General features: G+C 60.6%; 17 protein-coding genes and 1 tRNA gene. 8 read left to right on the forward strand and 10 right to left on the reverse strand.

Annotated elements, in window-relative coordinates; translation table 11 throughout:
• Window position 1: 1 nt before the first annotated feature.
• The 3 genes from BLU35_RS15310 to BLU35_RS15320 form a co-directional block, all read right to left on the reverse strand.
• The gene (locus tag BLU35_RS15310) at window positions 2-1,042 is read right to left on the reverse strand and encodes a UDP-glucuronic acid decarboxylase family protein (protein ID WP_082641249.1); all 1,041 of its coding nucleotides are present in this window, start codon (window positions 1,040-1,042) and stop codon (window positions 2-4) included.
• A gap of 564 nt (window positions 1,043-1,606) precedes the next feature.
• Window positions 1,607-2,407 (reverse strand): helix-turn-helix transcriptional regulator, encoded by an 801-nt coding sequence (locus tag BLU35_RS15315; protein ID WP_093233597.1) that lies wholly within the window; start codon window positions 2,405-2,407, stop codon window positions 1,607-1,609.
• Window positions 2,408-3,591: 1,184 nt separating this feature from the next.
• A complete protein-coding gene (locus tag BLU35_RS15320) occupies window positions 3,592-4,521 on the reverse strand; it encodes a siderophore ABC transporter substrate-binding protein (protein ID WP_176907259.1) in 930 nt (309 codons plus the stop codon).
• A 252-nt stretch (window positions 4,522-4,773) separates the two neighbouring features.
• On the opposite strand from BLU35_RS15320, the gene BLU35_RS15325 reads away from it, so the two are divergent.
• The 3 genes from BLU35_RS15325 to BLU35_RS15335 are packed head-to-tail and all read left to right on the forward strand — an operon-like array spanning window position 4,774 to window position 7,431.
• Window positions 4,774-5,718 carry an ABC transporter permease gene (locus BLU35_RS15325; protein WP_093233615.1) on the forward strand — a complete coding sequence of 315 codons (945 nt, stop codon included), beginning with the start codon at window positions 4,774-4,776 and terminating at the stop codon, window positions 5,716-5,718.
• A complete protein-coding gene (locus BLU35_RS15330; protein ID WP_093233599.1) occupies window positions 5,708-6,676 on the forward strand; it encodes an iron chelate uptake ABC transporter family permease subunit in 969 nt (322 codons plus the stop codon). Before BLU35_RS15325 ends, BLU35_RS15330 begins: the two co-directional genes overlap by 11 nt.
• Window positions 6,673-7,431, forward strand: a complete 759-nt coding sequence (locus BLU35_RS15335; RefSeq protein ID WP_093233600.1) for an iron ABC transporter ATP-binding protein — start codon at window positions 6,673-6,675, stop codon at window positions 7,429-7,431. The genes BLU35_RS15330 and BLU35_RS15335 overlap by 4 nt, the downstream gene beginning before the upstream one ends.
• 80 nt (window positions 7,432-7,511) lie before the next feature.
• Here the strand turns inward: BLU35_RS15335 and BLU35_RS15340 are convergent, their stop codons facing one another.
• The gene (locus BLU35_RS15340) at window positions 7,512-10,610 is read right to left on the reverse strand and encodes an efflux RND transporter permease subunit (protein ID WP_093233601.1); all 3,099 of its coding nucleotides are present in this window, start codon (window positions 10,608-10,610) and stop codon (window positions 7,512-7,514) included.
• Complete coding sequence (locus BLU35_RS15345) at window positions 10,607-11,770, reverse strand: efflux RND transporter periplasmic adaptor subunit (protein WP_176907261.1); 1,164 nt, start codon at window positions 11,768-11,770, stop codon at window positions 10,607-10,609. The genes BLU35_RS15340 and BLU35_RS15345 overlap by 4 nt, the downstream gene beginning before the upstream one ends.
• 277 nt (window positions 11,771-12,047) lie before the next feature.
• Here BLU35_RS15345 and BLU35_RS15350 point away from each other — a divergent pair, with 277 nt between their 5' ends.
• Window positions 12,048-12,647 (forward strand): TetR/AcrR family transcriptional regulator, encoded by a 600-nt coding sequence (locus tag BLU35_RS15350; RefSeq protein WP_057254495.1) that lies wholly within the window; start codon window positions 12,048-12,050, stop codon window positions 12,645-12,647.
• Window positions 12,648-12,748: 101 nt separating this feature from the next.
• Here BLU35_RS15350 and BLU35_RS15355 read toward each other — a convergent pair whose 3' ends face one another.
• Window positions 12,749-13,792, reverse strand: coding sequence for a class I SAM-dependent methyltransferase (locus BLU35_RS15355; protein WP_093233603.1), 1,044 nt, complete (start codon window positions 13,790-13,792; stop codon window positions 12,749-12,751).
• 313 nt (window positions 13,793-14,105) lie between these two features.
• On the opposite strand from BLU35_RS15355, the gene BLU35_RS15360 reads away from it, so the two are divergent.
• A complete protein-coding gene (locus BLU35_RS15360) occupies window positions 14,106-16,103 on the forward strand; it encodes a putative bifunctional diguanylate cyclase/phosphodiesterase (protein ID WP_176907263.1) in 1,998 nt (665 codons plus the stop codon).
• Between the two features lie 177 nt (window positions 16,104-16,280).
• Window positions 16,281-18,047 carry a hypothetical protein gene (locus tag BLU35_RS15365; RefSeq protein WP_093233605.1) on the forward strand — a complete coding sequence of 589 codons (1,767 nt, stop codon included), beginning with the start codon at window positions 16,281-16,283 and terminating at the stop codon, window positions 18,045-18,047.
• Between the two features lie 12 nt (window positions 18,048-18,059).
• Here BLU35_RS15365 and BLU35_RS15370 read toward each other — a convergent pair whose 3' ends face one another.
• Window positions 18,060-19,196, reverse strand: a complete 1,137-nt coding sequence (locus BLU35_RS15370) for an AI-2E family transporter (protein WP_093233606.1) — start codon at window positions 19,194-19,196, stop codon at window positions 18,060-18,062.
• 372 nt (window positions 19,197-19,568) lie between these two features.
• On the opposite strand from BLU35_RS15370, the gene BLU35_RS15375 reads away from it, so the two are divergent.
• A complete protein-coding gene (locus BLU35_RS15375; protein ID WP_093233607.1) occupies window positions 19,569-20,942 on the forward strand; it encodes a DUF3300 domain-containing protein in 1,374 nt (457 codons plus the stop codon).
• 21 nt (window positions 20,943-20,963) lie between these two features.
• Window positions 20,964-21,944: a DUF2950 domain-containing protein gene (locus BLU35_RS15380; protein WP_093233608.1), complete on the forward strand. Its 981-nt coding sequence runs from the start codon at window positions 20,964-20,966 to the stop codon at window positions 21,942-21,944.
• Between the two features lie 111 nt (window positions 21,945-22,055).
• Here BLU35_RS15380 and BLU35_RS15385 read toward each other — a convergent pair whose 3' ends face one another.
• The 3 genes from BLU35_RS15385 to BLU35_RS35930 all read right to left on the reverse strand — a co-directional run.
• Window positions 22,056-23,150 carry a sensor histidine kinase gene (locus tag BLU35_RS15385; protein WP_210185139.1) on the reverse strand — a complete coding sequence of 365 codons (1,095 nt, stop codon included), beginning with the start codon at window positions 23,148-23,150 and terminating at the stop codon, window positions 22,056-22,058.
• A gap of 402 nt (window positions 23,151-23,552) precedes the next feature.
• Window positions 23,553-23,629 (reverse strand) — tRNA-Met (locus BLU35_RS15390).
• Between the two features lie 25 nt (window positions 23,630-23,654).
• Window positions 23,655-23,862 (reverse strand): hypothetical protein (locus BLU35_RS35930; RefSeq protein WP_210185140.1); only part of this gene is annotated, 208 nt, incomplete at its 5' end.

Below are 23,862 nucleotides of genomic sequence, written 5' to 3' on the forward strand. Positions count from 1 at the left end.
CTCATACCGCCTGTCCCGCCGTTGCGCGATCGGCCGCGCTGAGGCGCTCCTCGAAGTAGGCGATAGTGCGCTCAAGCCCGTCGCGCAGGATGACCTTCGGCTCCCAGGCGAGTTCGGTCAGCGCCTGCGAGATATCGGGACGGCGCTGGCGAGGATCGTCGACGGCCGCCGCTTGGTGAACGATGCGCGAGCGCGACCCGGTCAGAGACCGCACCATCTGCGCAAGTTCGAGAACGGTGAACTCCCCGGGATTGCCAAGGTTGATCGGGCCGATGCAGTCATCCGCCGAGACCGAAAGCCGGAGAAAGCCGTCGATCAGGTCGTTGACATAGCAGAAGGACCGGGTCTGCTGCCCGTCGCCATAGATGGTCAGGTCCTTGCCGAGCAGGGCCTGAACGACGAAATTGGAGATCACCCGGCCATCGTCCGGACGCATGCGCGGACCGTAGGTATTGAAGATGCGCGCGACCTTGATCTTGACCCGATGGGATCGGTGGTAGTCGAAGAACAGGGTTTCGGCCGACCGTTTTCCTTCATCGTAGCAGGCACGCGGGCCGATCGGATTGACATTGCCGAAATAGACCTCGCGTTGCGGGCTGAGGAGCGGATCGCCGTAGACTTCCGAGGTCGAGGACTGGATGACCGTGGCGCCGGTGGCGCGCGCATTTTCGAGTGCATGCAGCGCGCCAAGGACGTTCGTCATGAGAGTGCCGACCGGATCGGCCTGATAGTCGGGCGGCGATGCGGGAGAGGCAAAGTTGAAGATGACGTCGGCGTCGATCAGATAGGGTTTGCGAACGTCATGATCGATGATGTGGAAATGCGGGTTCTGCACCAAATGAGAGAGATTTTCACGCCGTCCGGTTGAAAAATTGTCGAGACAAATAACCGTATGACCTAGAGAAAGAAGTCTTTCGCAAATGTGAGAACCAAGAAACCCGCCTCCACCTGTTACTAGAATTCTCCTTGGTATTCCTGAAATCTTCTTTAGAAATTCCCGTTGCCCGACGACAGACAACGGCCCCGGAACGACCTTTCGCATACGCACCTCCAATTATTGTACACACCATTTCTCATGGTGATTGGAGACGGGCTGCCAATGTAAATATAATAAGGAGTTTGTTCTTTATTACAAATTCACTCACAACCCGACAGAAATAGAATTCTACAATTCATCCCAAAATCTACTTATCTTCAATTTCAATATTAGTTAATTATCAAATAACCATTGGCGCGTCAACTAAAACAATAAGGATTGATATAATGTAATCTGAAATTGGAATGAGATAATTGGAAACATAATCACGAATAGTTACATTATAATCCAATCAACATAATTATCTAATACCTTGTTAACCATCTTGAAGTCACAGCGGGCTATCGGATCGCTCAAGAAACATTGCCATTCTCAGGGGAGTAGACCGTCATGCGGATGCCGGTCGCGTGTTCCGCCGTGGCGACCACGCTTCGCCACAGACCAGATCACGGGAACCCGGCAAACGGGGCCTCACAGACGATATCCAAACACCAACATCTGCGCTCTCGACCACGTCGAGGCACAGAAATGAAGTGTTTGGCCGACGCTGCCGAGCCTAGTTCTTCGAGCCTAGTTCTTCCAGCGCGACGAAAGCGTGTCGCCACCCCGTTCGGCCGCCGCATCGTTGGTGAAGTAACGCGACGCCGCCTCCGTGCGGTTGCGGACGTTCATCTTCTTGTAGATGTTGCGGACATGAACCTTGACGGTATTTTCCGACAATCCAAGACGATCCGCGATGATCTTGTTTTGCGTTCCCTTGCAGATCAGATCGAGGATCTGAACTTCACGGGTCGTCAATCCGTCAGGCCCGGCATCGCGCTTGCGCCGGCCCGCGCCTGCGGCCGTACCGGGTCCGGACAGCTCTGCCCGCCGGCCATAGAGACTGCTCGCAGCGAAGGGCTCGGGCGAAAGCCGTCGCAGTAAGGCGGCTGGGAAGTGCTCGCCTCCCTTCATCAGTAGATCGATGGCCGCAAGGCAGACGTCCAGGTTGAGGTTCAACGGCAGAACGCCATGGATCAACCGCTCTTCAACGAAGCCGGCAATCGACGGATCGAGCTCGTCGGCATTCTCCACCACCAGACCGATCGAGGTCTTGGGGTGGAACTCGTGGATCGTCCGCAAGATTGCTGGAAAGGACTTAGCCGGCATCCGGTAGAGCATGATCAACGTCACGTCGACGAGACTGCCGTCCAACAGATTGTCCGCATCGGAAAAGCAGACGATGTCGTGCCCCTGAAACCGCGAGCCGACCGCCTGCATCAGGCACTCGGCAAACAGATCGATCTTGGCAAGCATGACAATCTTTTTTTTCTGCGATAAAGCCTTGTTGTTTTCTTCAAAATCACCAACGCTGGAGCTTCCCGGATACATTACGCCCTCCTAGGATTTTTCCATTTGTTTTTATGGGTGCTGCGTTTTTCCCGCTGTGCACCACACTTTCAGAAAATTTATTCGGAACCACTATGCATCACGATATCTTCCCGCCCCGGGAAAATTCGCGATAGCTAATGTAACGTAAAGATCTTCATTACGAAACAACCCAAAAGGATTAGAGGCGCTTCATAAGCGTTCTTAAATCGTTATAAATCGAACCATCTTTGGGTTACACTGCGATCGACCCCCTTATTGGGGGCGTGAAAAACGTCATCAAGATGGCAGCGATCGCCGTTCCGCCGCACACGACGGGCCATCCATTTCCGCGAGGCGCAGCCCTTCCGAGACGAGAAAACGGATTAGCTGCCGAGGTATTCCCGGTACCGCCTACTCATTTCGCGAGGTCGATATACCTAATAATACTTCGTTAGAGCTAGTAAACTTGCGCTTCGGGCGAAGCGGGTCAACCGTTCGCGCGAGGAAGCGGGGCACACAACCGCATGTTTGGTGCCCACAGTCGCGCTGGCAGGCGCGATTCTTAACGCCATAACAACGGCTTGGGACTGCGGATTACGCCACAAACAGCCAATAATTACAAACCACTAACCAGAATTGGTAGCTTCCGCGCGCCCGCGTTTAGAGTCACATTGGCGTTTCGTTCCTGAGTATGAACGAAAACAGCTTGGGTTTCGGAGGATCTTAATCCGCTAATGCCCTTCAACCCAGCGCGTGGCGTAAGCGTAAACCAGAGTAAACGTAAAGAAAACATTGATCGATTGCGGGTTTCGTTCCGCTTTGTCATTTAAAAAAAGCATAAAATTCGAAATGTATTTTAATGAAAGCGATATAAATCAAGTTACAATATTGTTTATTCCTCAAAAACGGAGCCAACCCAGAAAAATACCGTAAGATCTAAAGGTATTTGGTGTTGGCTCCCCTTTTAACTTTTACCCCAAAAAACGCCGTCTCAGCGTCCTTGAAACGGCCCCTCGCCCGTCAAGCCCTCTTCTTCGCTCTCACTCCAGTCGAGTGCCTTCAGCTCTTCCCGAAAGGATGCCGCTGGACGCTTTCAGCATGATCTGCTCCTCCTGTCGGGTCTCCCTGAACAATGAAACAGCCGCGAGAGATATGTTCGCGGCCGTCCGATCACATCGCACTCAGCGAGCGCTGCCGCCCGAGCCCTACTTCTTCTCGAGTGCCTGCGTGAGCTGGTCGACGATATCCTGCTGCGACTTCAGGCCGGAGGCCGTCAGATAGAGCTTGGCGGAGTCGAGGTAGACGACGTGGCCGTCCTTCCAGGCCTTCGTCTGGCGCACCAGTTCGTTGTCGAGCAATGCCGCTGCGGGCTGCGCCTGCTGGCCGATTGCCGCATCGCGGTCGACGACGAAGATCCAATCGGGATTGGTCTCGAGAATGTACTCGTAGGAAACCGCCTGACCGTGGGTCGCTACCTGCAGTTCCGCATCGGCCGGCTTGATGCCGAAGACATCGTGCAACACGCCGAAACGCGATCCTTTGCCATAGGCGCTGATCTTGCCGCCGGTGGTGAGCAGGATCAGCCCGGTGCCCTTCTCAGCCGCAATGCCGCGAAGCTTTTCGATCGAGGCATCGAGCTTTTCGACGCTCGCTTTGATTTCCGCTTCCTTGCCGAAGATCTGGCCGAGAATCTCGGCATTCTTCTTGACGCTGCCGATGAGATCCTTGTCGTCGGAGGTCAGATCGATCGTCGGCGCGATCTTGGCGACATCGGCATATTTCGCCTGCGATCGACCACCGACGATCACCAGATCCGCCTCTGCGGCATTGATGGCTTCGTAGTCGGGCTCAAACAGCGTGCCGATCTTCGGATAGCTGTCGGCCTTGTATTTTTCGAGCGAAGGCGGGATTGCCGCGCCAGGAACGCCGGCAACGGGAATGCCGAGCATATCCAGCGTCTCCAGCATGCCGAAGTCGTAAACCAGCACCGTCTTCGGGTTTTTCTCCACGTCGGTGACGCCGCTGCTGTGTTCGATCTTCAGCGTCTCGGCCATGGCGGCCGGCGCGCCGGCGACTGCGAATGCCGCCGCAATGACGAGGCGGCGCAGACCATTAGAAATCGGAAATATATTCATGACTGTTTTCCTCATCTTTTATCGGTCGTGGTAGCGCGATTTTCCGACGAGGGCAATGCACCGGTTCCGCTTGCCGAAGATGCCGCAGAAAACTTGACGAAGCCGATCATATATAAGACTAAGGCGAACCGTCCGCGGAGTGCCACTGCGCGGTGGCAAGCTTGAGCCTTCCACGAGGGGCGTCGAGCGCAAACGGGCAAGGGACATGCAGGCGGTGGTCAAAACGAACAACAGGCAGAGCAGGCCCGTATGATGAAGCCGGCCCTGATTCCCATCCCCGTCATCCTCCTGCTTGCCGCCGCCAGCGTCTTCACTGGCGTCGGAAGCCTTGCCGCAGTCGACGATGGCCGCGGCTGGTTCCTGGTCGTCGAGAGCCGCCTGCCGCGCACGCTTGCGCTGATGCTCGCAGGCGCCGGCCTCGCGGTCTCCGGCACGATCATGCAGATGCTGGCGCGCAATCGTTTCGTCGAGCCGTCGACGGCGGGCACCGCCGAGTCCGCCGCGCTCGGAATGCTGCTTGCCATGCTCATCGCTCCCAACCTGCCGGTCGTCGGCAAGATGGTTTGCGCGGCGCTGACAGCGCTTGCCGGCACAGCCCTGTTCCTGCAGATCCTGCGGCGCATTCCCTTGCGTTCGGCGCTGATGGTTCCGCTCATCGGCCTCATGCTCGGCGGCGTCGTCAACGCCATCACCACCTTCATCGCCTATCGCTACGACCTGATGCAGTCGATGGGCGCCTGGATGTCGGGTGACTTCTCGGTGGTGCTGCGCGGTCGCTACGAGCTGTTGTGGATCGGTCTCGCGCTCACCCTCGTCGCCTATGCGACCGCCGCGCGCTTCACCGTCATCGGCATGGGCGAGGCGATTGCACGCAATGTCGGCCTCAACTACGACAGGGTCGTAGCGCTCGGGCTCGCCATCGTCTCCATGGTCACGGCAACAGTCGTCGCCACTGTCGGCATGATCCCATTCCTCGGCCTCGTGGTTCCAAACATCGTCAGCCTGATCATGGGCGACAATCTCAGGCGCACGCTGCCCGTGGTCGCCGTCTCCGGCGCCGGCCTGGTGCTCGCCTGCGATATCGTCGGGCGGCTCCTGATCGCTCCCTACGAGATCCCCGTGGGAACCGTCATGGGCGTTATCGGCAGCCTGATCTTCCTCCATCTCCTGCTTTCGAGGCGCTCCCATGCAGGCTGATGCCAAGAGGATCGCTCCCTCCACCATCCTGCTTGCTTCGGCCGTGCTTGCACTCGTGTCGATGGTCGCTTTCATGACCATCGGTGCCAAGGGGAGCTGGTCCTTCCTCCTCTCCTTCCGCGGCACGAAGCTGCTCGGCATGGTGGTGGTCGCCTATGCGATCGCCGTCTCGACGGTCCTGTTCCAGACAATCTCCGGTAACCGCATCCTGACGCCATCGATCATCGGCTTCGATGCCATGTATACGTTGCTTCAGACGATCATGGTGTTTTTCCTGGGTGCCGCGCGCGCCAGCAGCGTCGATCCGCGGCTGCAGTTCCTTGTCGAAACGGCGGTGATGGTCGGCCTTTCGCTTCTGCTGTTTCGGGCGCTTTTTTCCGGCGCCAGCCGCAGCCTGCGTCTTCTGATGCTGGTCGGCGTCATCCTCGGTGGCCTGTTCCGCAGCCTTTCGTCTTTCCTGCAGCGCATCCTCGATCCCAATGAGTTCGTCGTGCTGCAGGACAGGCTGTTTGCAAGCTTCAACAGCATCGATGCCAATCTGCTCGGCATTGCGGCTGTCGCTACCCTGGCCGTGACCTTCGTTCTGTGGCGGCTTTCGCCGACCTTCGACGTGCTTTCGCTTGGCCGAGAAGCGTCGATCGGCCTCGGCGTCGATCATCAGCGCGTCGTCACCCTTCTGCTGGTACTGATCGCCGTGCTGGTATCGGTCTCGACTGCGCTCGTCGGGCCGGTGACATTCTTCGGCCTGCTGGTCGCAAGTCTCGCCTGGCAGCTGACGCCGACCGCCAGCCACCGCTACGTGCTGCCGGTCGCCGTTTGCATCGCGATCGCCACGCTCGTCGGAGGCCAGGTCATCCTCGAGCGGCTGTTTTCCTTCAACACGGCGCTCAGCATCGTCATCGAATTCTTCGGTGGCCTTGTCTTCATCTTCCTGCTGGTCCGAGGTTCCGCCCGATGATCGAAATCCAAGAGGTGACGAAATCCTACGGTGGCAATGCGGTCATCGACCGCGTGTCGCTGACGCTGCCGGCCGGCGGCCTGACCTCGATCATCGGTCCGAACGGTGCCGGCAAGTCGACGCTGCTGTCGATCGTCAGCCGGCTGATGCCGATGGATACGGGCAGGGTGTTGGTCGACGATCTCGACGTCAGCCGCACGGCTGGCGACGTGCTTGCCCGGCGGCTCTCGATCATGCGCCAGGACAACCACGTCACAGCCCGCCTCAGCGTGCGCGACCTCGTCGCCTTTGGCCGTTATCCCTATTCCAAGGGGCGGCTGACGGCAGCCGACGCCGAACACATCGAGCGCTCGATCGCCTATCTCGGGCTTGAACCCTATCAGAACCGCTTTCTCGACGAACTCTCCGGCGGCCAGCGCCAGCGCGCCTTCATCGCCATGGTGCTCTGCCAGGACACCGACTACATGCTGTTCGACGAGCCGCTGAACAATCTCGACATCAAGCATGCGGTCGAGACGATGAAGCTGTTGCGGCGCCTCGCCGACGACTTCGACAAGACCGTGGTCGTCGTTCTGCACGACATCAATTTCGCGTCCGCCTATTCCGACCGCATCGTCGCGATGCAGGGCGGTCGCCTCGCTTTCGAGGGGTCGCCGCAAGACATGATCGTGCCGTCCCGCCTTCAGGCGATCTTCGACGTCGATTGCCGCGTTCACGCTGTCGGCGAAACGCGGCTGGTCAACTATTTCGACTAGGCCGGGACTTAAAAGTGCGCTGCACGAAAATTCCGTGCAACGCGCTTTGATCGATAGAGCCTGCGCTTGCGCGTTTTACGCTAGCCGGCGACGCCGCGCGCACCCTCCTTGCCGATCCTCGCAGCATCCGCGGCATGATCCTCGTCCGTCACCGAAGAGAGCCGCTTCAGCCGACGGCCGAGCTTCGTGTTGATGTCGTCCATCACGGTGAACATCACGGGCACGAAGACGAGGCTCAGCATCGTCGAGGTGATCAGGCCTCCGATCACCGCGATTGCCATCGGTGCCCGGAAGGCGGCATCGGCTCCGACGCCGATCGCGGCGGGAACCATGCCAGCCACCATGGCGATGGTCGTCATGATGATCGGCCGCGCGCGGGTGACGCCCGCCGCCAGCAGGGCCGTCCGCCGATCCGCGCCCTCGTTGCGGCACTCGATCGCATGGTCGACGAGCAGGATAGAGTTCTTGCAGACGATGCCCATCAGCATGAGGATGCCGATCGTTGACGAGAGATCGAGCGAAGCGCCGAAGAGCAGCAAGGCGAGCGCCGCCCCGCCGATCGACAGAGGCAGGGCCACCAGGATGGTGACCGGCTGCAGGAAGTCCTTGAAGAGCAGCACCAGAACCGCCGCGACCATCAGGATGCCGGCAAGCAGTGCAAGCGCGAAGTTGCGGAACATCTCCGACATATATTTCGCTTCGCCGTAGTTGGCCTGCGACACGCCCAAGGGCAGTTCGGTCATGGCCGGCAGCGCCGAGATCGCCTCGAACGCAGTCCCGAGCGTGATGCCGTTGAGGTTGGCCTCGACGGCCATCAGACGCTTGCGATCGAGACGTTCAACGCTGCTTTCCTCCGCACCGAAGGAAATATCGGCGACCGAGGTCAGCGGCACCACCGTCCCGGCATTGGTGCCGACCCTCAGATTGCGCAGCGTGTCGACGTCGCCTCTGGCCGCCTGGTCGAGCATGACCCGGATCGGCACCTGGCGGTTGCCGAGATTGAAGCGCGCCGAATTGCTTTCGCTGTCACCCATCGTAGCGATGCGGGCGACGGTGCCGATCGAGGTCACCGAGACACCGAGCCTTGCCGCCTCGTCGAAGCGCGGCTTGACCAGCAGTTCTGGCGAAAGCAGCGGCTCGGTGGACTGGACGTTGACCAAACCCGGAAGCGCGCGCATCTCCTTTTCAAGACGCCGCACCGAAGCCATCAGCGCTTTCGGGTCGTCGCTCGTCAGATAGATCGAGAGATCCTTGGCTCCCTCGACGGACGAGAACGTTGCCTGGATATCGGGCGTTGCCGCCAGCAGCGGACGGAGCGACAGCTCGAAGGACTTGCGATCGAGCCCTCGCTCCTTGCGTGGCTTAAGCTTGATGCGTAGAGAGACCTCGTTGAGGTTTTCCGCCGTCGCCAGAACGCTTTCCACCTCCGGCCGCGCCTTGATCTGGCCGACCAGATCATCGGAAATGCGGGCGGTTTCTTCGAGCCGCGTGCCGGGGGGCAAGGTGATCTTGAGTTGCGAGACGTTGCTGTCGCTCGTCGGCAGGAAGCCGGTCGGCAGCATGGTCAAGAGCCCGATCGAGCCGATGAAGATCAGCGCGACCAGCGACAAAGCCGTCTTGCGATGATCCAGGGTCCAACCGAGCAAGCGTCGATAGCCGTTGGCGATACGCGATGGCTTGCCGGCATGGCCATGGCCGCCCCTCGGCCGCAGCAGGTAGGCCGCCATCAACGGCGTCAGCAGGCGCGCGACCAACAGCGAGAACAGCACGGCGATCGCGACCGTCAGGCCGAACTGCTTGAAGTACTGCCCGACGGCGCCGCCGATGAAGCTGACCGGCGCAAAGACAGCGACGATCGTCAGGGTCGTGGCGACGATGGCAAGACCGATCGCATCGGCCGCGTCGATCGCCGCGATGAACGGGCGTTTGCCCATGTCGACGTGGCGTTCGATGTTCTCGATCTCGACGATCGCGTCGTCGACGAGAATGCCGATGACGAGCGTCAGCGCCAGCAGGCTGATGCCGTTGAGCGTGAAGCCGAGCAGGTCCATCACCGCGAAGGTCGGCAGGATGGAGAGCGGCATGGCAAGTGCAGAAATCAGCGTCGCTCGCCAGTTGCGCAGGAAGGCGAAGACGACGACGACCGTCAGGATCGCACCTTCGATCAGCGCGGTGACGGCCGCGTCGTAGCTTTCCTGCGTGTATTCGACGAGCGAGATCAGCTCCGTGAACTCGACGCCGGGCACACGCGCGCGGATCTCCTTCAACCGCGCGGCAACGGCGTCGGCAACGACGGTGTCACTCGATCCCTTGCTGCGCGAAACCGAGAAGCTGACGACCGGCTCGCCGTCGACGCGCGCGAAGTTGCGCGGTTCGGAAGACGTATCCTCGATCGTCGCTATGTCGGAGAGCTGCACCCAGCGGCCACCTGACAACGGGATCGACAGGCGCGAGAGTTCCTCGACCGAGCCAGCGCTGCCGACCGTGCGGATCGACTGTTCGCGGCCGCCGATCTCCCCGCGTCCGCTCGGGATATTGGTGTTGATCTCGCGCAGCGCCGTATTCACCTGGTCGGCCGTCACGCCAACCGCCAGCAGACGCTCGGGATCGAGCGATACCCGGACCTCGCGATTGACGCCGCCGAGCCGCTGCACCTTCTGCACGCCGGGCAGCGTCAGCAGTTCGCTGTTGATCGTATCGTCCACGAACCAGGAGAGCTCCACGGGCGACATGTCGGGGGCGCGTACGGCATAATAGACGATGGCGCTGCCATCCACATCGAGGCGCGAGACGATGGGTTCCTGGATCGACTGCGGCAGGTCGGAGCGGATCTGCGCCACGGCCTCGCGCACGTCGTTGGCCGCACGGTCGGGATCGGTGCCGATCTTGAATTCGACCGTGGTCGTCGACACGCCATTGGTGATGGTCGAGCGCATATGGCTGACCCCGACAAGGCCGGCGGCCACACCTTCGACACGGCGCGTGACCTGCGTTTCCATTTCGGCCGGCTGGGCGCTCGGCTGCGTGATCGTCACCGTCACGACCGGGAACGACACACTCGGATTGGCGTTGACCGGCAGCCGCAGGAACGAGGCGATGCCCATCAATGTGAGGACGACGAAGAGAACGATCGTCGGAACGGGCTTTCGGATCGCCCAGGCAGAGATGTTGCTGGTCATTGCGGCTTGCCCGTCTGCGTCGGCTGGACATCTCTCGCCAGAACCGCTTCACCTTCACGCAGCGACACCCCGGCCTTGAGAACAATCCGGTCACCGGCTGCAAGCCCGGAGACGATCTCGACCTTGCCACCCTGGCGCATGCCCGGCTGAACCGTCTTGCGCGCCACTTTGCCCGCATCGACGACGAAGACCGAAACCGTGCCGTCGGGAGCCCCGTAAAGCAGCGCGGAATCGTCGACCATGATCGCCTTGCGTTCGACCACCACGATCTCCGCCCGGCCGAAGGTGCCGGCAAAGGGCGGCTTGCTGGTATTCAGCGTGACCTGCGCGGTTCCGAGCCGGGTTTCGCGGTCGATCTTCGGATTGATCACGCGCACTTTGCCCTCGATCCAGTCACTGCGGCCGGAGAGCTTGACCTTGACGACCTGGCCGACGGCAAGTAGCGGCAGTTCCGTTTCCGGAACTTCGGCCGCAAACTCGATCTCGCCGTCGCGGATCAGCTTGACGAGCGGGTCCGAGCCCGCAAGCGCTCCGGCACGGGCGAGCCGCTCGGAGACGATACCTGCGGCGGGAGCCACGATCACCGCGCGTTCGAGTTTACGGCGTGCCTCGGCCTCGAGTGCTTCCGCCTGTTCATAGTCGGCCCGTGCGACCTTCACCGCCTGTTCGGCGATCGCGAGCGCAGAGACGCGTTCCTCGAGAATCGTTTCGGCCTGAAGGTGGCGCAATTGCCGGGCCCGGGCGAGCTTCCTCTGCTCCTGCGTGACGGTTTCCGCCTCCCGCGCCATCGTGGCACCCGCACGGGCCACCCGGCCCTCCGCCTCGCGCAGAAGGTTTTCCAGCATGTCGGTCTCGAGCCGGGCAATCACCTGCCCAGCCGCAACCCGGTCGCCGATCTCGACTTCGACTTTGGCGATACGCTGATCGGTCAAGGTCGTGCCGACCGCAATCTCCTCGCGAGCGACGAAGATGCCGGCGAAGGATCGGGTCCACTCCTGCGGGCGGCTGTCAGCCACGAGTGTCGACACCGTGCGGCCGATAGCGGCGCTATCGACAGGAACGGACGCCGCCGCCTCCCCGGAGGCGTGCGCCACACCACCCGTCATGGCGAGCGCAATGAGCGCAGCAAGCATGACTTTCAACTCAACTGTACGTCTCATTTCATTGGCTTTCCATTGGTGAGGCCAGTCGGATCGCAAACACGGGCGCTCCAAGCTGCCGGCCTCGAGATCGGGCAATCTGCATCGAATAATTATTAGATTAGTCAATCTAATAATTTGATCCATCAAACGCGACAATTGTAGGGCAGATTACATACTATCATTGCGGGAAGATGGCGGAGTTCCTGTCGGCTGGCGACCTTGACACCGGCGCACCACCCCACGAAATTAGAGTGCTCGCTCTAATAATGAGATTGCCCTGCAAGGAGAATTGGCGATGCGCAAGGTCGACCCCGAGAAACACGCCGCCAAACGTCGACTGATCCTCGATGCGGCAATCACCTGTTTTGCGCGCAAGGGCTTCCACGGCACGTCGACTGCCGAAATCTGTGCCGAGGCAGGCATGAGCCCGGGCAATCTCTTCCATTATTTTCCGACCAAGCACACCATTATCGCGGCGATCGTGGAGGAGGAACGTCAAGAAACGGCGGAGATCTTCCGCAAATTGGGTGAAGCCGAAGACCTCTTTGCTGCTCTGCTCGGTTTCATGGACACCGTTCTCGAGCTTGCGGGCGACCCGACCTATTCGAGCCTCGCGCTCGAAATCGCCGCTGAAGCGATGCGTGACGAACGGATCGGTACGCTCGCCGCCGCCAATGACGCAGAGCTTCAGGGAGCCCTTGCAGCGCTGCTTCGGGGTGCGGCTAGCCTAAATCAGATCGATCGGACTGTGGATGCGGACGGTGCTGCCCGATGGATTGCCGCAATCATCGACGGCATCTTCAGCCGGGTCGCTATCGACCCCGGCTTCAAGCCGAAGCACGAAGGCACGATGCTGCGGCTTCTCCTGACCCGGTTTCTGCGCCCGCAGGGCTGACGCCTTCGAACGGAATGACCGCAGCGAGCATTCTCTCGCCGCGGTCGTTGATTTCAGGCCCACCAGCTTTCGCCGGAGGTTCCCTCAAGACGGAAGCAATATCAGGAATGCTTCTGGATGATGCCGTAGACGATGTTCCGGTTGGCACCGAACTGGACGCGCGCATCGACGGCAGCTTTGCCCGCGCTCTTGTGGATGATGTTCCACATGTCCGCCTCCGAACGCAGCAGCAGTGCCCAGTTCATGAAGGTCTCCATGTAACCGTCAACGCCGATATCCTGGGCGAAGTTGGCAAACAGGAAGACACCATTGGGCTTCAGCATCTGCAGGCAGCGGTGGGTCAGCTTGATGGCCACCTTGTCGGCAAGATAGTCATAGAGGCCGGCAGCATAGATGAAGTCGAACTTGCCGAGCTTCTGATCGCGGCCAAGCAGGCTGCGGACGGAGCCATCAACGCCTTCGATGCAGGTTCCGGCGAAGTCGCGGCTGATCGAACCGACGCTGAGCGGGTCCTGGTCGAGCGCCACCCACCGCTTGATCCGACGTTCCTCGAGCGCCACCGAGCGATTGGCCTCGCGCAAGTGGCCGGCTGCAATCGTCAGAATTTCCGCCCGCGAACCGCGGCTGGCCGCGATCTCGTCGACGTGACGGGTCAGGAGGTCGCGACGCTCGCGCACCGCAACCGAGGAGGACGCGTCCTTGGTGTAGTCATACAGCGCTCGCCCGGTGGGCGATGCCCGCTCGATCTCCTTGGCGACGCTCGCATGACCATAGATGAAGTCAAGCAACTGCGCGTCGCCCGAGTAGCCCCTGGGCTTTTCGGAGGACCATCGGGTGAACGGGTCCTGGAGGAAATATTCCGAAACCGGGTGTGCCTGGGCGATCGGTATCAGTTCCTGCCAGACGTTCGGGTGGAACTTGGCCCTGGTTTCATGGAGAGCGGCTGCAAGCCGGTCGATAATCTTCGCCGGGTCCGTTCCCTGCAGGAACTGCTCCTGGGCAATCCTGAGGATCACTGCGAGCTCGGCCCTGCCGACCGTGAGCTGTTCGTCGTGCCGCTCGCCCCTAGGCGAAACGAACTCATCAGCCATCGCCTTGGGAGTAATCAGGCTTTGACCATCGAAAACCGTCTGAAATTGGCGCACGCGAGACCATCCGTTAATGCTTTGTTAACAATGGTCGCGAAGATGCGCGCATTACGGCTCGGTTTGCAAGTTTTTGTATATAATAAGGTAAATTCTCGTGCTTCCTCCCTTTGGGTTACGCCTAATCCTAGGGCGTTCCGGCCCTTTAATTTAACAAAACTTAATGGACACCTCCTATCATCCCACCCGCACCACTCGTCCCTGTTGCAGGCGTAAAGTGGGGGGCAAGCATGGAGTGTCCGAAACAACGTCCATTGATGGAAAAGCGACGACAGATTTCCGTTGACCGTGACGCAGCGCGATGGATCAGTGCATGAAGCACACGTTGGCCGACGTAGTTGACATCGACCTACATAAGCAGCCGCACAGGCCGCATTTGGCTGAGCTTCAGACACTCTATCGAATGGAGGGCGAGGCTGGCCGGCGTGCGGCGACGAGGCAGGGCCTCTGGGTCGCGGTTGCCGTCTATCTTTCGTTTTTCGCGATCGACATTCTGCTGGTCCCTGATGTCGCCTTCAATACGATACTCGCGCGCCTCGTCGTCGGCATCGGCGCGCTTTTGACCTTCGAGATCCTGTATCGCATCAAGGCCCGAACCAAGTGGCTCGACGGCACCTGCGCCGCTGCACTGGTCTTCGGCTACATCGGCTGGCTCGTGCCTGCGATGATGACGGCCGACGTCGGCAGCATGTCCTACTACATGATCTTCGGCGCGATCTTCATGATGGGCGCCAATCTCTTCTTCAGTTTCCGCTTCCGCCTCTCGGTCGTCGCCTCCGGGATCGTGTTGACGACGTTCTTCATCGCTCTCTCGTTCTTCTCCGAGCAAGATCCTGCCTATCTGATCGCCTTCGGGACCTTTTACGTCTCCTGCTTCATCTTCACCTCCTATGTAAACTGGAAGCTCAACCGCGAGCGCTACAAGGTGTTCCTCAACGCCTTCGAGGCGAAGATCCAGCAGAACGAGGCCTCGGAACGAGGCATGGCGCTCCTGCGGCTATCCAACACCGATCCCCTGACCGGTCTGGACAACCGCCGCGCCATCGACCAGCAGCTGCGCGACTATTGGAACGATTGGCAGAAGCTCGGAAAGAGCTTTGCCGCCATGCTGATCGACGTTGATTTCTTCAAGAAATACAATGACTGCTACGGCCATCAGGAAGGCGATCGCTGTCTCGTTCTGGTGGCCAATGCGCTCGGCGAGGCGATCAAGGACTATAACGGCTCGCTCGGCCGCTATGGCGGCGAGGAATTCATCGTCCTTGCCCGCCTGGACACTCTGGAGCAGGCAGCCGAGTTGGCCGAGGTGATCTGCCGTACCGTCGAGAACATGCGGCTGGTGCATGAGCAGCGCCGCGACGGCGTCTCCATCGTCACCGTCAGCGTCGGTGCCGCCTTCACGCGCAATCAGACCGGCGCCAAGCTCGAGAAGATCATCCACGAGGCCGACCGTGCGCTCTATGCCGCCAAGGCGAGCGGCCGAAACTGCGCGAAGCTGTTCGACCCGAACGACCCGCAAAGCAGCGACGAAAGCGAGAACATTGCCGCGCTTCTGAAGATCGCGGTCGATCAGAACCTGGTATCGCTCGTCTACCAGCCGATCAGGAACGTGATGACCGGTGAGGTCGAGGCCGTCGAGGCCCTGATGCGGCTGACGATGCTGGACGGCACGTCGGTTCCGCCGAGCCTTTTCATTCCGGTTGCCGAGCGAACCGGCGCAATTCTCGACCTCGGTCGCTGGGCGATCAAGACCGTCTGCCGCGAACTTCTCGTCGACAACCATATCCCGCTCGTCAGCGTCAACGTCTCACCGATCCAGCTGAAGACTCCGGGCTTTGCAACCTCGGTCGCCGCGATCCTCGGAGAGACCGGCGTGGCCGGCAGCCGTCTTGCCTTCGAGATCACCGAAGGGCTCGAAATGGAGATGCATTCGGGCATCCTGCGCTGCATCAGCGACCTCGAAACGCTGGGCATCAGGATATGGCTGGATGACTTCGGCACGGGCTTTGCCGGCCTCTCCTGGCTGCGCCTGATCGAATTCGATACCGTAAAGATCGACCGGTCGTTCCTGCACGATTGCAATACCCCCAAGGGGCGCGCCATGCTGCAGGACATCATCGGGCTGGTGCGAAACCGCGGCCACAAGATCCTGATCGAAGGCGTAGAGACCGACGAGCAACTGGCGCTGATGCGGCGCTTCCGGATCGACCAGGTCCAGGGCTTCCACGTCGGCCGCCCTGCGCCGGCAGAGACTTTCCGTACGCCACCGGACAAGCCGCGCATGCCGCTGCGAAACGGCGCCCGATCCTAGCCGGGCCCACGCTCGATCCGGAAGCGCATAGTGCGCGCTTCGGAGCCGGCTTCAGCCAAAACACAACCTTAACATAGCCCGCGAATACATGTTGCGCTTCGACCGGGTGGAGACGTAGTATACCGGAGCTTACAGTACCGCCGGATACAATCTCACATTGTGACCATGGGAGCGTGCATGACCATGGAAAGTCGGCAGGACAGCCGGGTCAAGTCGGCAGTTGCCCCACCCACCGACGCGGAAATTCTGGCACAACTCGATCGAATTCGCCGCAGCGCCGAGTTCGATGCGCCGGAGCGTGATCGCAAATTCCTGACCTATGTCATCGAGGAAACGATTGCGGGCCGAGGAGATCGCATAAAGGCCTATTCGATTGCAACCGAGGTCTTCGGCCGGGATTCCTCTTTCGACCCGCAGACGGATCCGGCGGTGCGGATCGAAGCCGGCCGCATTCGCCGGGCGCTCGAACGCTACTACCTCGTTGCCGGGCGAACCGATCCGATCGTCATCAGCATCCCCAAGGGCGCTTACGTGCCAACTTTCGAACGGCGCATCGATGCGTGGCTCCCGTCGCACACGGAAGCCAAGGAAAGTGCCGCACAAAAACCAGCCACGCTACGCACCCGGCGAGGAGCCTGGCTCACGGCGGCAGCCATGGTCTGCGTCGGTGGTGGCCTGACAGCCGGGGCGCTCCTCCTTCACGAGGATGACAAATCGATCGTTCGCCTGCAGCCGACGATCCCGAAGCTCGTCGTCACACCATTTGAAGACCTGTCAGGAACCTCCCAATCGGCGATGATGGCCCGCGGGCTCACTGACGAGGTCGTCGGCAACATCGCCAAGTTCAAGGAGATCACCGTCACCACCCGTGAAGGGCCCGATGCCTCGCCGCAGGGTGGTCCGGTCTTTGCCCTGGAGGGTCGGGTCCGGTTCGACGGCGAAAGACTGCGGCTCGTGGCGAGACTCATCCAGCGGTCCGATGGATCGGTGGTATGGACGAATGCCTACGACGAGCGTCTGGAAACCGGCAAGACTATCGACCTGCAGGTGAAGGCGGCCGCCGCTGTGGCTGGAGCCGTGGCACAGCCCTATGGTGCCATTTTCCAGGCAAACGCCACGGCGTTCAAACAGTCAGTTCCCGATGACTGGCAAGCTTATGCCTGCACCTTGAGCTATTACGGCCATCGCGGCGACGTCGGTGCGCAAGGCCAAGCCGGGGTGCAGGAATGTCTGCAACAGGCGACGCGACAGGTGCCAACCTACGCGACGGCCTGGGCCTTGCTGTCGATGTCCTATATCGACGCCTTCCAGGATCGTCTCGATCGCTCCTCCTCGGTAACGCTGGAGCGGGCAACCGAAGCTGCAGCCCGTGCTGTGGAACTGGATCCCCAGGACGTGCGCGCCCTTGAGGCGCGAATGCTTGCCCTGTTCTTCCGCGGCGATGTCGATGCTGCCCTGGCCGTCGGCGCGCGCGCACTTGCGATCAATCCCAACGACGCCGAGCTCGCCGGCGAATACGGGTTCCGGCTGGCGCTTTCAGGCCAATGGGATTCCGGCTGCAAGCTGCTGTCGGAAAGCGTCGCCCGCAACTTTGGTCCCGCCCGCTATTTCGAAGGAGCGCTTTCGGTCTGCTCCTACTTCGGGGGCGACTATGTCACCGCCGAGCGATGGGCGCGCATGGCCGATCTTCGCACCCATCCGTTCTCCCGCGTCATGCTTCTGGCCACGCTGGGCAAGCTTGGCAAAGATGCACAGGCGCAGGAAGAAAGGACGTGGATCGAAACCAACCTGCCAGGCCTGCTTGAAGGTATCCCACAGGAGGTCGCTCTGAGGCTGCGCCGTCCGCAGGATCGGCAACAGCTTGTTGATGGCTTGCGCAAGGCGGGCGTGCCGATTCCCGAAACCGAATTCGAACAGGCACGCACAGACAGTTCGATCCACTGACCAAGGCGCGGCTCAAACCGGCCGCGGCGATTGCGATGCGTCGGATTGGGGTTTTTCGCGTACGGTGCCCCCCTGCATCCAGACCATCAGCAGATCGTGGACCACACTGAGGACGATGGGGCCCAGGAAGAGGCCGATCAGCCCGTAGGAAAGCGTGCCGCCGAGCACCCCGAGCAGGATGACCAGCGTCGGCGTCGAAAGTCCGCGAGCCACCAGGATCGGCTTCATCACATTGTCGATGACGAAGAGCGGGACCAGCAGAATGGTCATAAGCAGCGCTGGACCGAAATCCATCGTTACCCAGGCCCAGATGATCACCGGAAGCAGGACCAGCGCGGGCCCGATCTGGATGATGCAGAGAACAAGCACGACGAATGCGATCGCACCCGGCGCCGGAACATGGAACAGGCCGAGCACCAAGGCACAGAGAAAGGCCTGCAGCAACGCGACGCCGATGACCCCGCGTGCCACGTTGCGGATCGTCGCTGCCGCCAGACGCAGGAAGCCGATGCCCCTGTCACCACCGATCCTGCCGGAGAAACGTTGCGCCATCTCCGCCAGCCGTTCGCCGGAGCCGAAAAGAAAACCGGCCACCAAGACGGACACCACGAAGCTCAGCACCTCGGCGCCGATGCTCGCAATTTTGCCGAGCGCCTTGCTGCCCGCCTGCACCAGCGAAGGTTCGAGCTTGCTCAGGAGAGCTTCGAAATTATCCGATGCCATGCTCCAGGCGGCATGAACCCGTTCACCGACGATCGGCCACTCGCGAACATATTCCGGTGGTACCGGCACTCTGAGCGAACCGTCGGCAAGTTTTGCGAGCAGCGCCTGGAGCCCTTCGGCAAAGCTGACCGCAATCGCGGTCAACGGGGCGACGATGACGGCCAGACAGGTCAGCGTGATGAGAAATGAAGCCAATCGCCGCGAGCCGAGAAGGCGGCCAAGTCGGGCATAGGCCGGGTAGAGCGCCACGGCAAGGATGGCCGCCCAGATGAGAATGATGGCGAATGGCGCAATCAGCGTCAGGGACCAATAGGCAAAAAGCCCGACGATGCCGATCCTGGCGATATCGGTGATCTTCGCCTCGAAGGACGGAGGACCGGCCGGTCCCTCGCGAACCGCGCCCGTTCGGGAAGGATCATCAACCATTCTCGCCCCTCACCCCTTGATGTGGCAAATCAATGCACCGCTGAGCTTCTCGACGGCCCCGCCTATCGCCAAATCCATATGCCTGGGACCCGCCCTCCCGCGACCCGCAGCAGCCAGCATACCTCCCCCCGTGCAACAGTCATGCGGATCGTACCCCGGCGATGGCCGATAGGCAGTAACATACAGTAGCATACGTCATTCGGCCTTCCCCATCGGCTACCCTCCTCTAGAGATACCTGTGACAGACGGCAGTAGAAATATAAGCTGCGACCGCATCAAGCACTGGTTGCAGCAGAAGCGTCGACAGGGGGGCTGTCACGCGCGCTTGTCCAAGCGCCCGCGCGCCTCAGCCAACAAAGGGAGGCTGGATAGATGATCCGGAAAACGATCATCGCGCTCGGCAGCGCAGTGACGATACTGGTTTCAACGCCCATCACGGCCGTCATGGCCCAGCAGACGGCGAGTGCGCCAGCCGCTGAGCAGCAGACGGCGCCGGAACCCCTCAGCGACGACGAGCTCGAAGTTCTGGTCGCACGCATCGCGCTCTATCCGGACGAGCTGGTGGCGCTTATTTCCGCTGCCGCGCTCTATCCGCTGCAGATCGTCGAGGCGGAACGGTTCCTGGAGGCTCGCCAGAAGAAGCCGGACATGAAACCAAAGGACGATTGGGACGGTAGCGTCATTTCGCTGCTCAACTACCCCCAGATCGTTAAGATGATGAGCGAAGACCTCGAGTGGACGCAGTCTTTCGGCGACGCGATCGCCAATCAGCAGAAAGACGTGCTGATCGCGATACAGCAATTGCGTGACGAGGCGGTCGCCAAGAACATCATCAAGAGCGACGACAAGGTGAAGGTGGTCCAGGAAGGCGACAACGTCATCATCCAGGCAGCCAACCCTGAAACGATCTACGTGCCGCAGTATCCGCCGGAGATGCTGTACGAGCCGAATTATGCACCGGCGCCGATCGGCTACTACGAAGAACCCTATCCGGCCTATTGGTATCCGGGTGCGGCCTTCTTCGCCGGCGCGGTGACTGGGGCGGCCTTCGCGGCGATCGTCGACTGGGACGACTGGGGCGTCTGGGGCGGCCGCTGGAACGGCGGCGACATGGACATCGACTGCAACAACTGCTTCAACAACATCAACGGCAAGGTGAAGTGGAACGACATCGACTGGAAGAATGTCGATCGCAGCAAGATCAACTTCGACCGCGACCAGCTTCAGCATTTCGACCGAAACAGCATCAAGAACAACATCAAGGCGAACGGCAACAACAACCTGCGCAACCGCGCCGCAGAGATCAACCGCGATCGGCCGAACGCGCGGCCTGGTGGTGGTGGCGGCGGTCAGATCCGGGACGTGCGCAAGAGCACACTCGATGGGCTGAAGGCCCAGCAGAGGCCGGCAGCCCGGCCCGGTGGTGGCGGGCAGGGGGTAGCAAAAGCGCGGCCCGGCGACGGCAAGCCGAGCCTCAACCGCCCTGGCGGCAAAAAGCCTTCGCAAGTGAACCGTCAGGGTGGCAAGAAGAAGATGGCCGCCAAGGCGCAGAACCGACCGAACAGGCCGTCGGGCCTCGGCAACGTCAATCCCGGGCGGCGTGAAATCAACTCATCACGCCGCGGCGGTCAGAGCATGGGCGGTGGCCACCGCGGGGGCGGGCGGCCACAGATGAGCCGCGGCGGCGGCAGACCGCCAATGCACCGTGGCGGTGGTGGTCGCGGTGGCGGCGGACGCAGACGTTGAACGGATCATAGGAGAACGACCATGGCAAAGCTCTTTCATCCGCTTCTCCTCGGAACGGCGATCGCCCTCACGCTGGCCGCCGTGCCACTCAACGCGTCTTTCTCGCAGACACAGACCCCGGCGGAACAGGCGCCAACGGATCAAATGGCTGCGGGCCTCGATGCCTATGCTGCCGACGAGGATCCGCCGGTCTTCGATGATCCCGCCAAGGCGGTCGAGGAATTCAAGGCGAAGCTCGCCGCCAACGATTTCGACGGTCTGGCAAAGCTTCTGGGGCTCAATGCGGAGAAGCTGAAGGCCGGTGAAGGGGCGATGGATACCTTCGCGCTCATTCGCGAAGGTGCCGCCCGCAATGTCGTCGTGCGCGATCTCGAAGGACGCAAGATCATCCAGATCGGCGATCGGCTCTGGCCCCTGCCCTTCCCGATCACCAAGGGCGAGGACGGCAAATGGGCTTTCGACACCTATGTCGGGCTTGAGGAGATCGTCAATCGCCGCGTCGGCGAGAACGAGCTCGAGGCGATCGATACGGTACAGGCCTATGTCGATGCGCAGAAGGAATACGCCTCGCAGGATCGCGACGCCGATGGCGTGCTCGAATATGCCCAGAAGCTGATCAGCACGCCTGGCCAGACGGACGGGCTCTACTGGCCGGCCGATCAGGGCGATGGCGAAAGCCCGGTCGGCGACTCGATCAGCGAGGCAGCATTGGAAAAGGCCAAGGCCGGCCAAGGCTATTTCGGCTACCGCTTCCGGATCGTGACATCGCAAGGCGATAACATTGCCGGCGGCCGTTATGACTATGTTATCAACGGCAATATGATCGGTGGTTTCGCCTTGATCGCCTGGCCGGTCAGTTATGCCGAGACCGGCGTCAAGACCTTCGTCGTCAACCAGCAGGGCATTGTTTACGAGCGGGACCTGGGGCCGAGCACCGAACAGATCGTGCCCTTCATCGATCGTTTCGATCCCGACGACAAATGGGACGTGGTCCCCGATTGAGCGCCGATCTCAGTTGACGATCTCCTGTCGGGCCGGATTTCCCTCCGGCCCCGACGAGGGCGAACGGATCAACCACATCGGTTGCCGAGGTTCTCTGCCGGTTTCGGCCACCTATGCGTCAGCTTGTGCAAATCTCAGCGGCATGTGCAGCGAAACGCGATAGCGCGTCGGCCAGACATGACCGGCGGTCAATGATGCACCTTCCGGAAAATGCGTCCTGACCCGATGGGCGACATTGGCAAGGCCAATGCCGAGGCCCTCGCCCGCCTTGCCGGAAGCGGACGCGGCAACGTCGTTTTCGACGGACAGATTGAGCGTCCCTCCGACCCGGGCCGCCCGGATGTGAATTTCGACCTCGCCGAATGAACGGCCGACGCCGTGCTTCACCGCATTCTCGACCAGCGGCTGCAGGATCAGGCTTGGAACCATGGCACCCTCGAGTTCGGGAGGGATGTCGATACGAACGACCATTCGATCCGAAAACCGCTCTTTCTCGATATCGAGATACTCTTTCTGCAGAGCCATTTCGTCCGCAAGCCGCAATTCGCGCATCGGATCGAGCTGCAGCGTCGACCGCAGAAACCCCGAGAGCGACATGATCATCCGCTCGGCCCGCTGCGATGCCCCCTCCTCCACCAGGCCGGTGATGGAGTTCAGCGTATTGAAGAGGAAATGCGGGTTTATCTGATATTGCAAGGCACGCATCTGCGCCGCCAGCGCCTCTTCGCGCGAGGCAATCAGTTTCAGATCCCGATCGCGGACGTCCATGTGATTGAGCAACGCCACGAAGAGAAACGACCAGCCAAAGAAGATCGACATGCGGTAACAGACAGCATAGCCGTAATCGATGATGTTGAACGGCACGACGACGGGCGACATGATCAGCGTGTAGAGGTAGTAGTCCAGCAGCGACATACCGAGGGAGCTGACCAGGGAAAGCAGCAGGCACACGAAAATTTGCGTGGCATAGCGCTGCCTTCTCATGCGGCTGATCAGAAGCGCAAACAGAATGGCCAGAACGACAAAGACCGCTTCAAGGACAAGCTTGCCAAGGAACGGCTTGAGGGGATTGTCACCGATAGTGAGCCAGATCGGACTACTGATCAGCAACTCGGCGGCTGCATAGATCAAAGCCAGGCGCAGGGTCGTTGCGGGAAATCGACGGCCATCCAGGAAGCTGTCGGTCGGAATGGTGATGTGTTTCATGCAAACTCTATCACGCTGGTTTCAGGTGGCTTTGTTCGGGCGACGTGACCGCCTGGCTGCGCCCGGTTTGGGTTATTTGAAAGGGCAAACAAAGAAATTTAGCAACTAAAAGGTTTACTCACCGTTCTCAACCGCGCCAGGATTGCGTCGGGAGGGGAGACCGATCGGTCGTTGGGGGCGCTGATGTACTGCCGGCGATCCGCCTGTCGAACGAGATCATCGAGGAGACCCGCACTTGGCTGGCCTTGGAGGATTGGGATTTCGACGGGTAATTTTGAGAAGCTGGTCTGCCTTGCCGTCTTCCGTCGTGGTCCGGAGGGTGGACCGACGCATTGGCTAGGGCTGTGCCTAGAACGTCAAAAAGCCCGCGGACGTTTGTGTCCTGCGGGCTTTTTGGATGTTTGGTTGCGGGGGCAGGATTTGAACCTGCGGCCTTCAGGTTATGAGCCTGACGAGCTACCGGGCTGCTCCACCCCGCGCCAACTAGGTAAACCGCTAAGCGGTTTATCCGTCATCGCGGTAAATCCCTATGGGATTTATCCGCTCTTTCCGGGTTTTGCCGAAGGCAAAATCCCGTTTAATCCGGTCCGGGTTTTGCGTCAGCAAAATCCCGTTGTTTATCTCGATCCTAGCAAAACAAAAGGGCCGCTTGGTGGCGGCCCGTGTTCGGCAGGGCCGAAGTGTGTGATGAGAAGATTTCGGTTTGTTTCCG

The sequence above is a fragment of the Sinorhizobium sp. NFACC03 genome (assembly GCF_900103435.1).
Taxonomy (GTDB): Bacteria; Pseudomonadota; Alphaproteobacteria; order Rhizobiales; family Rhizobiaceae; genus Ensifer.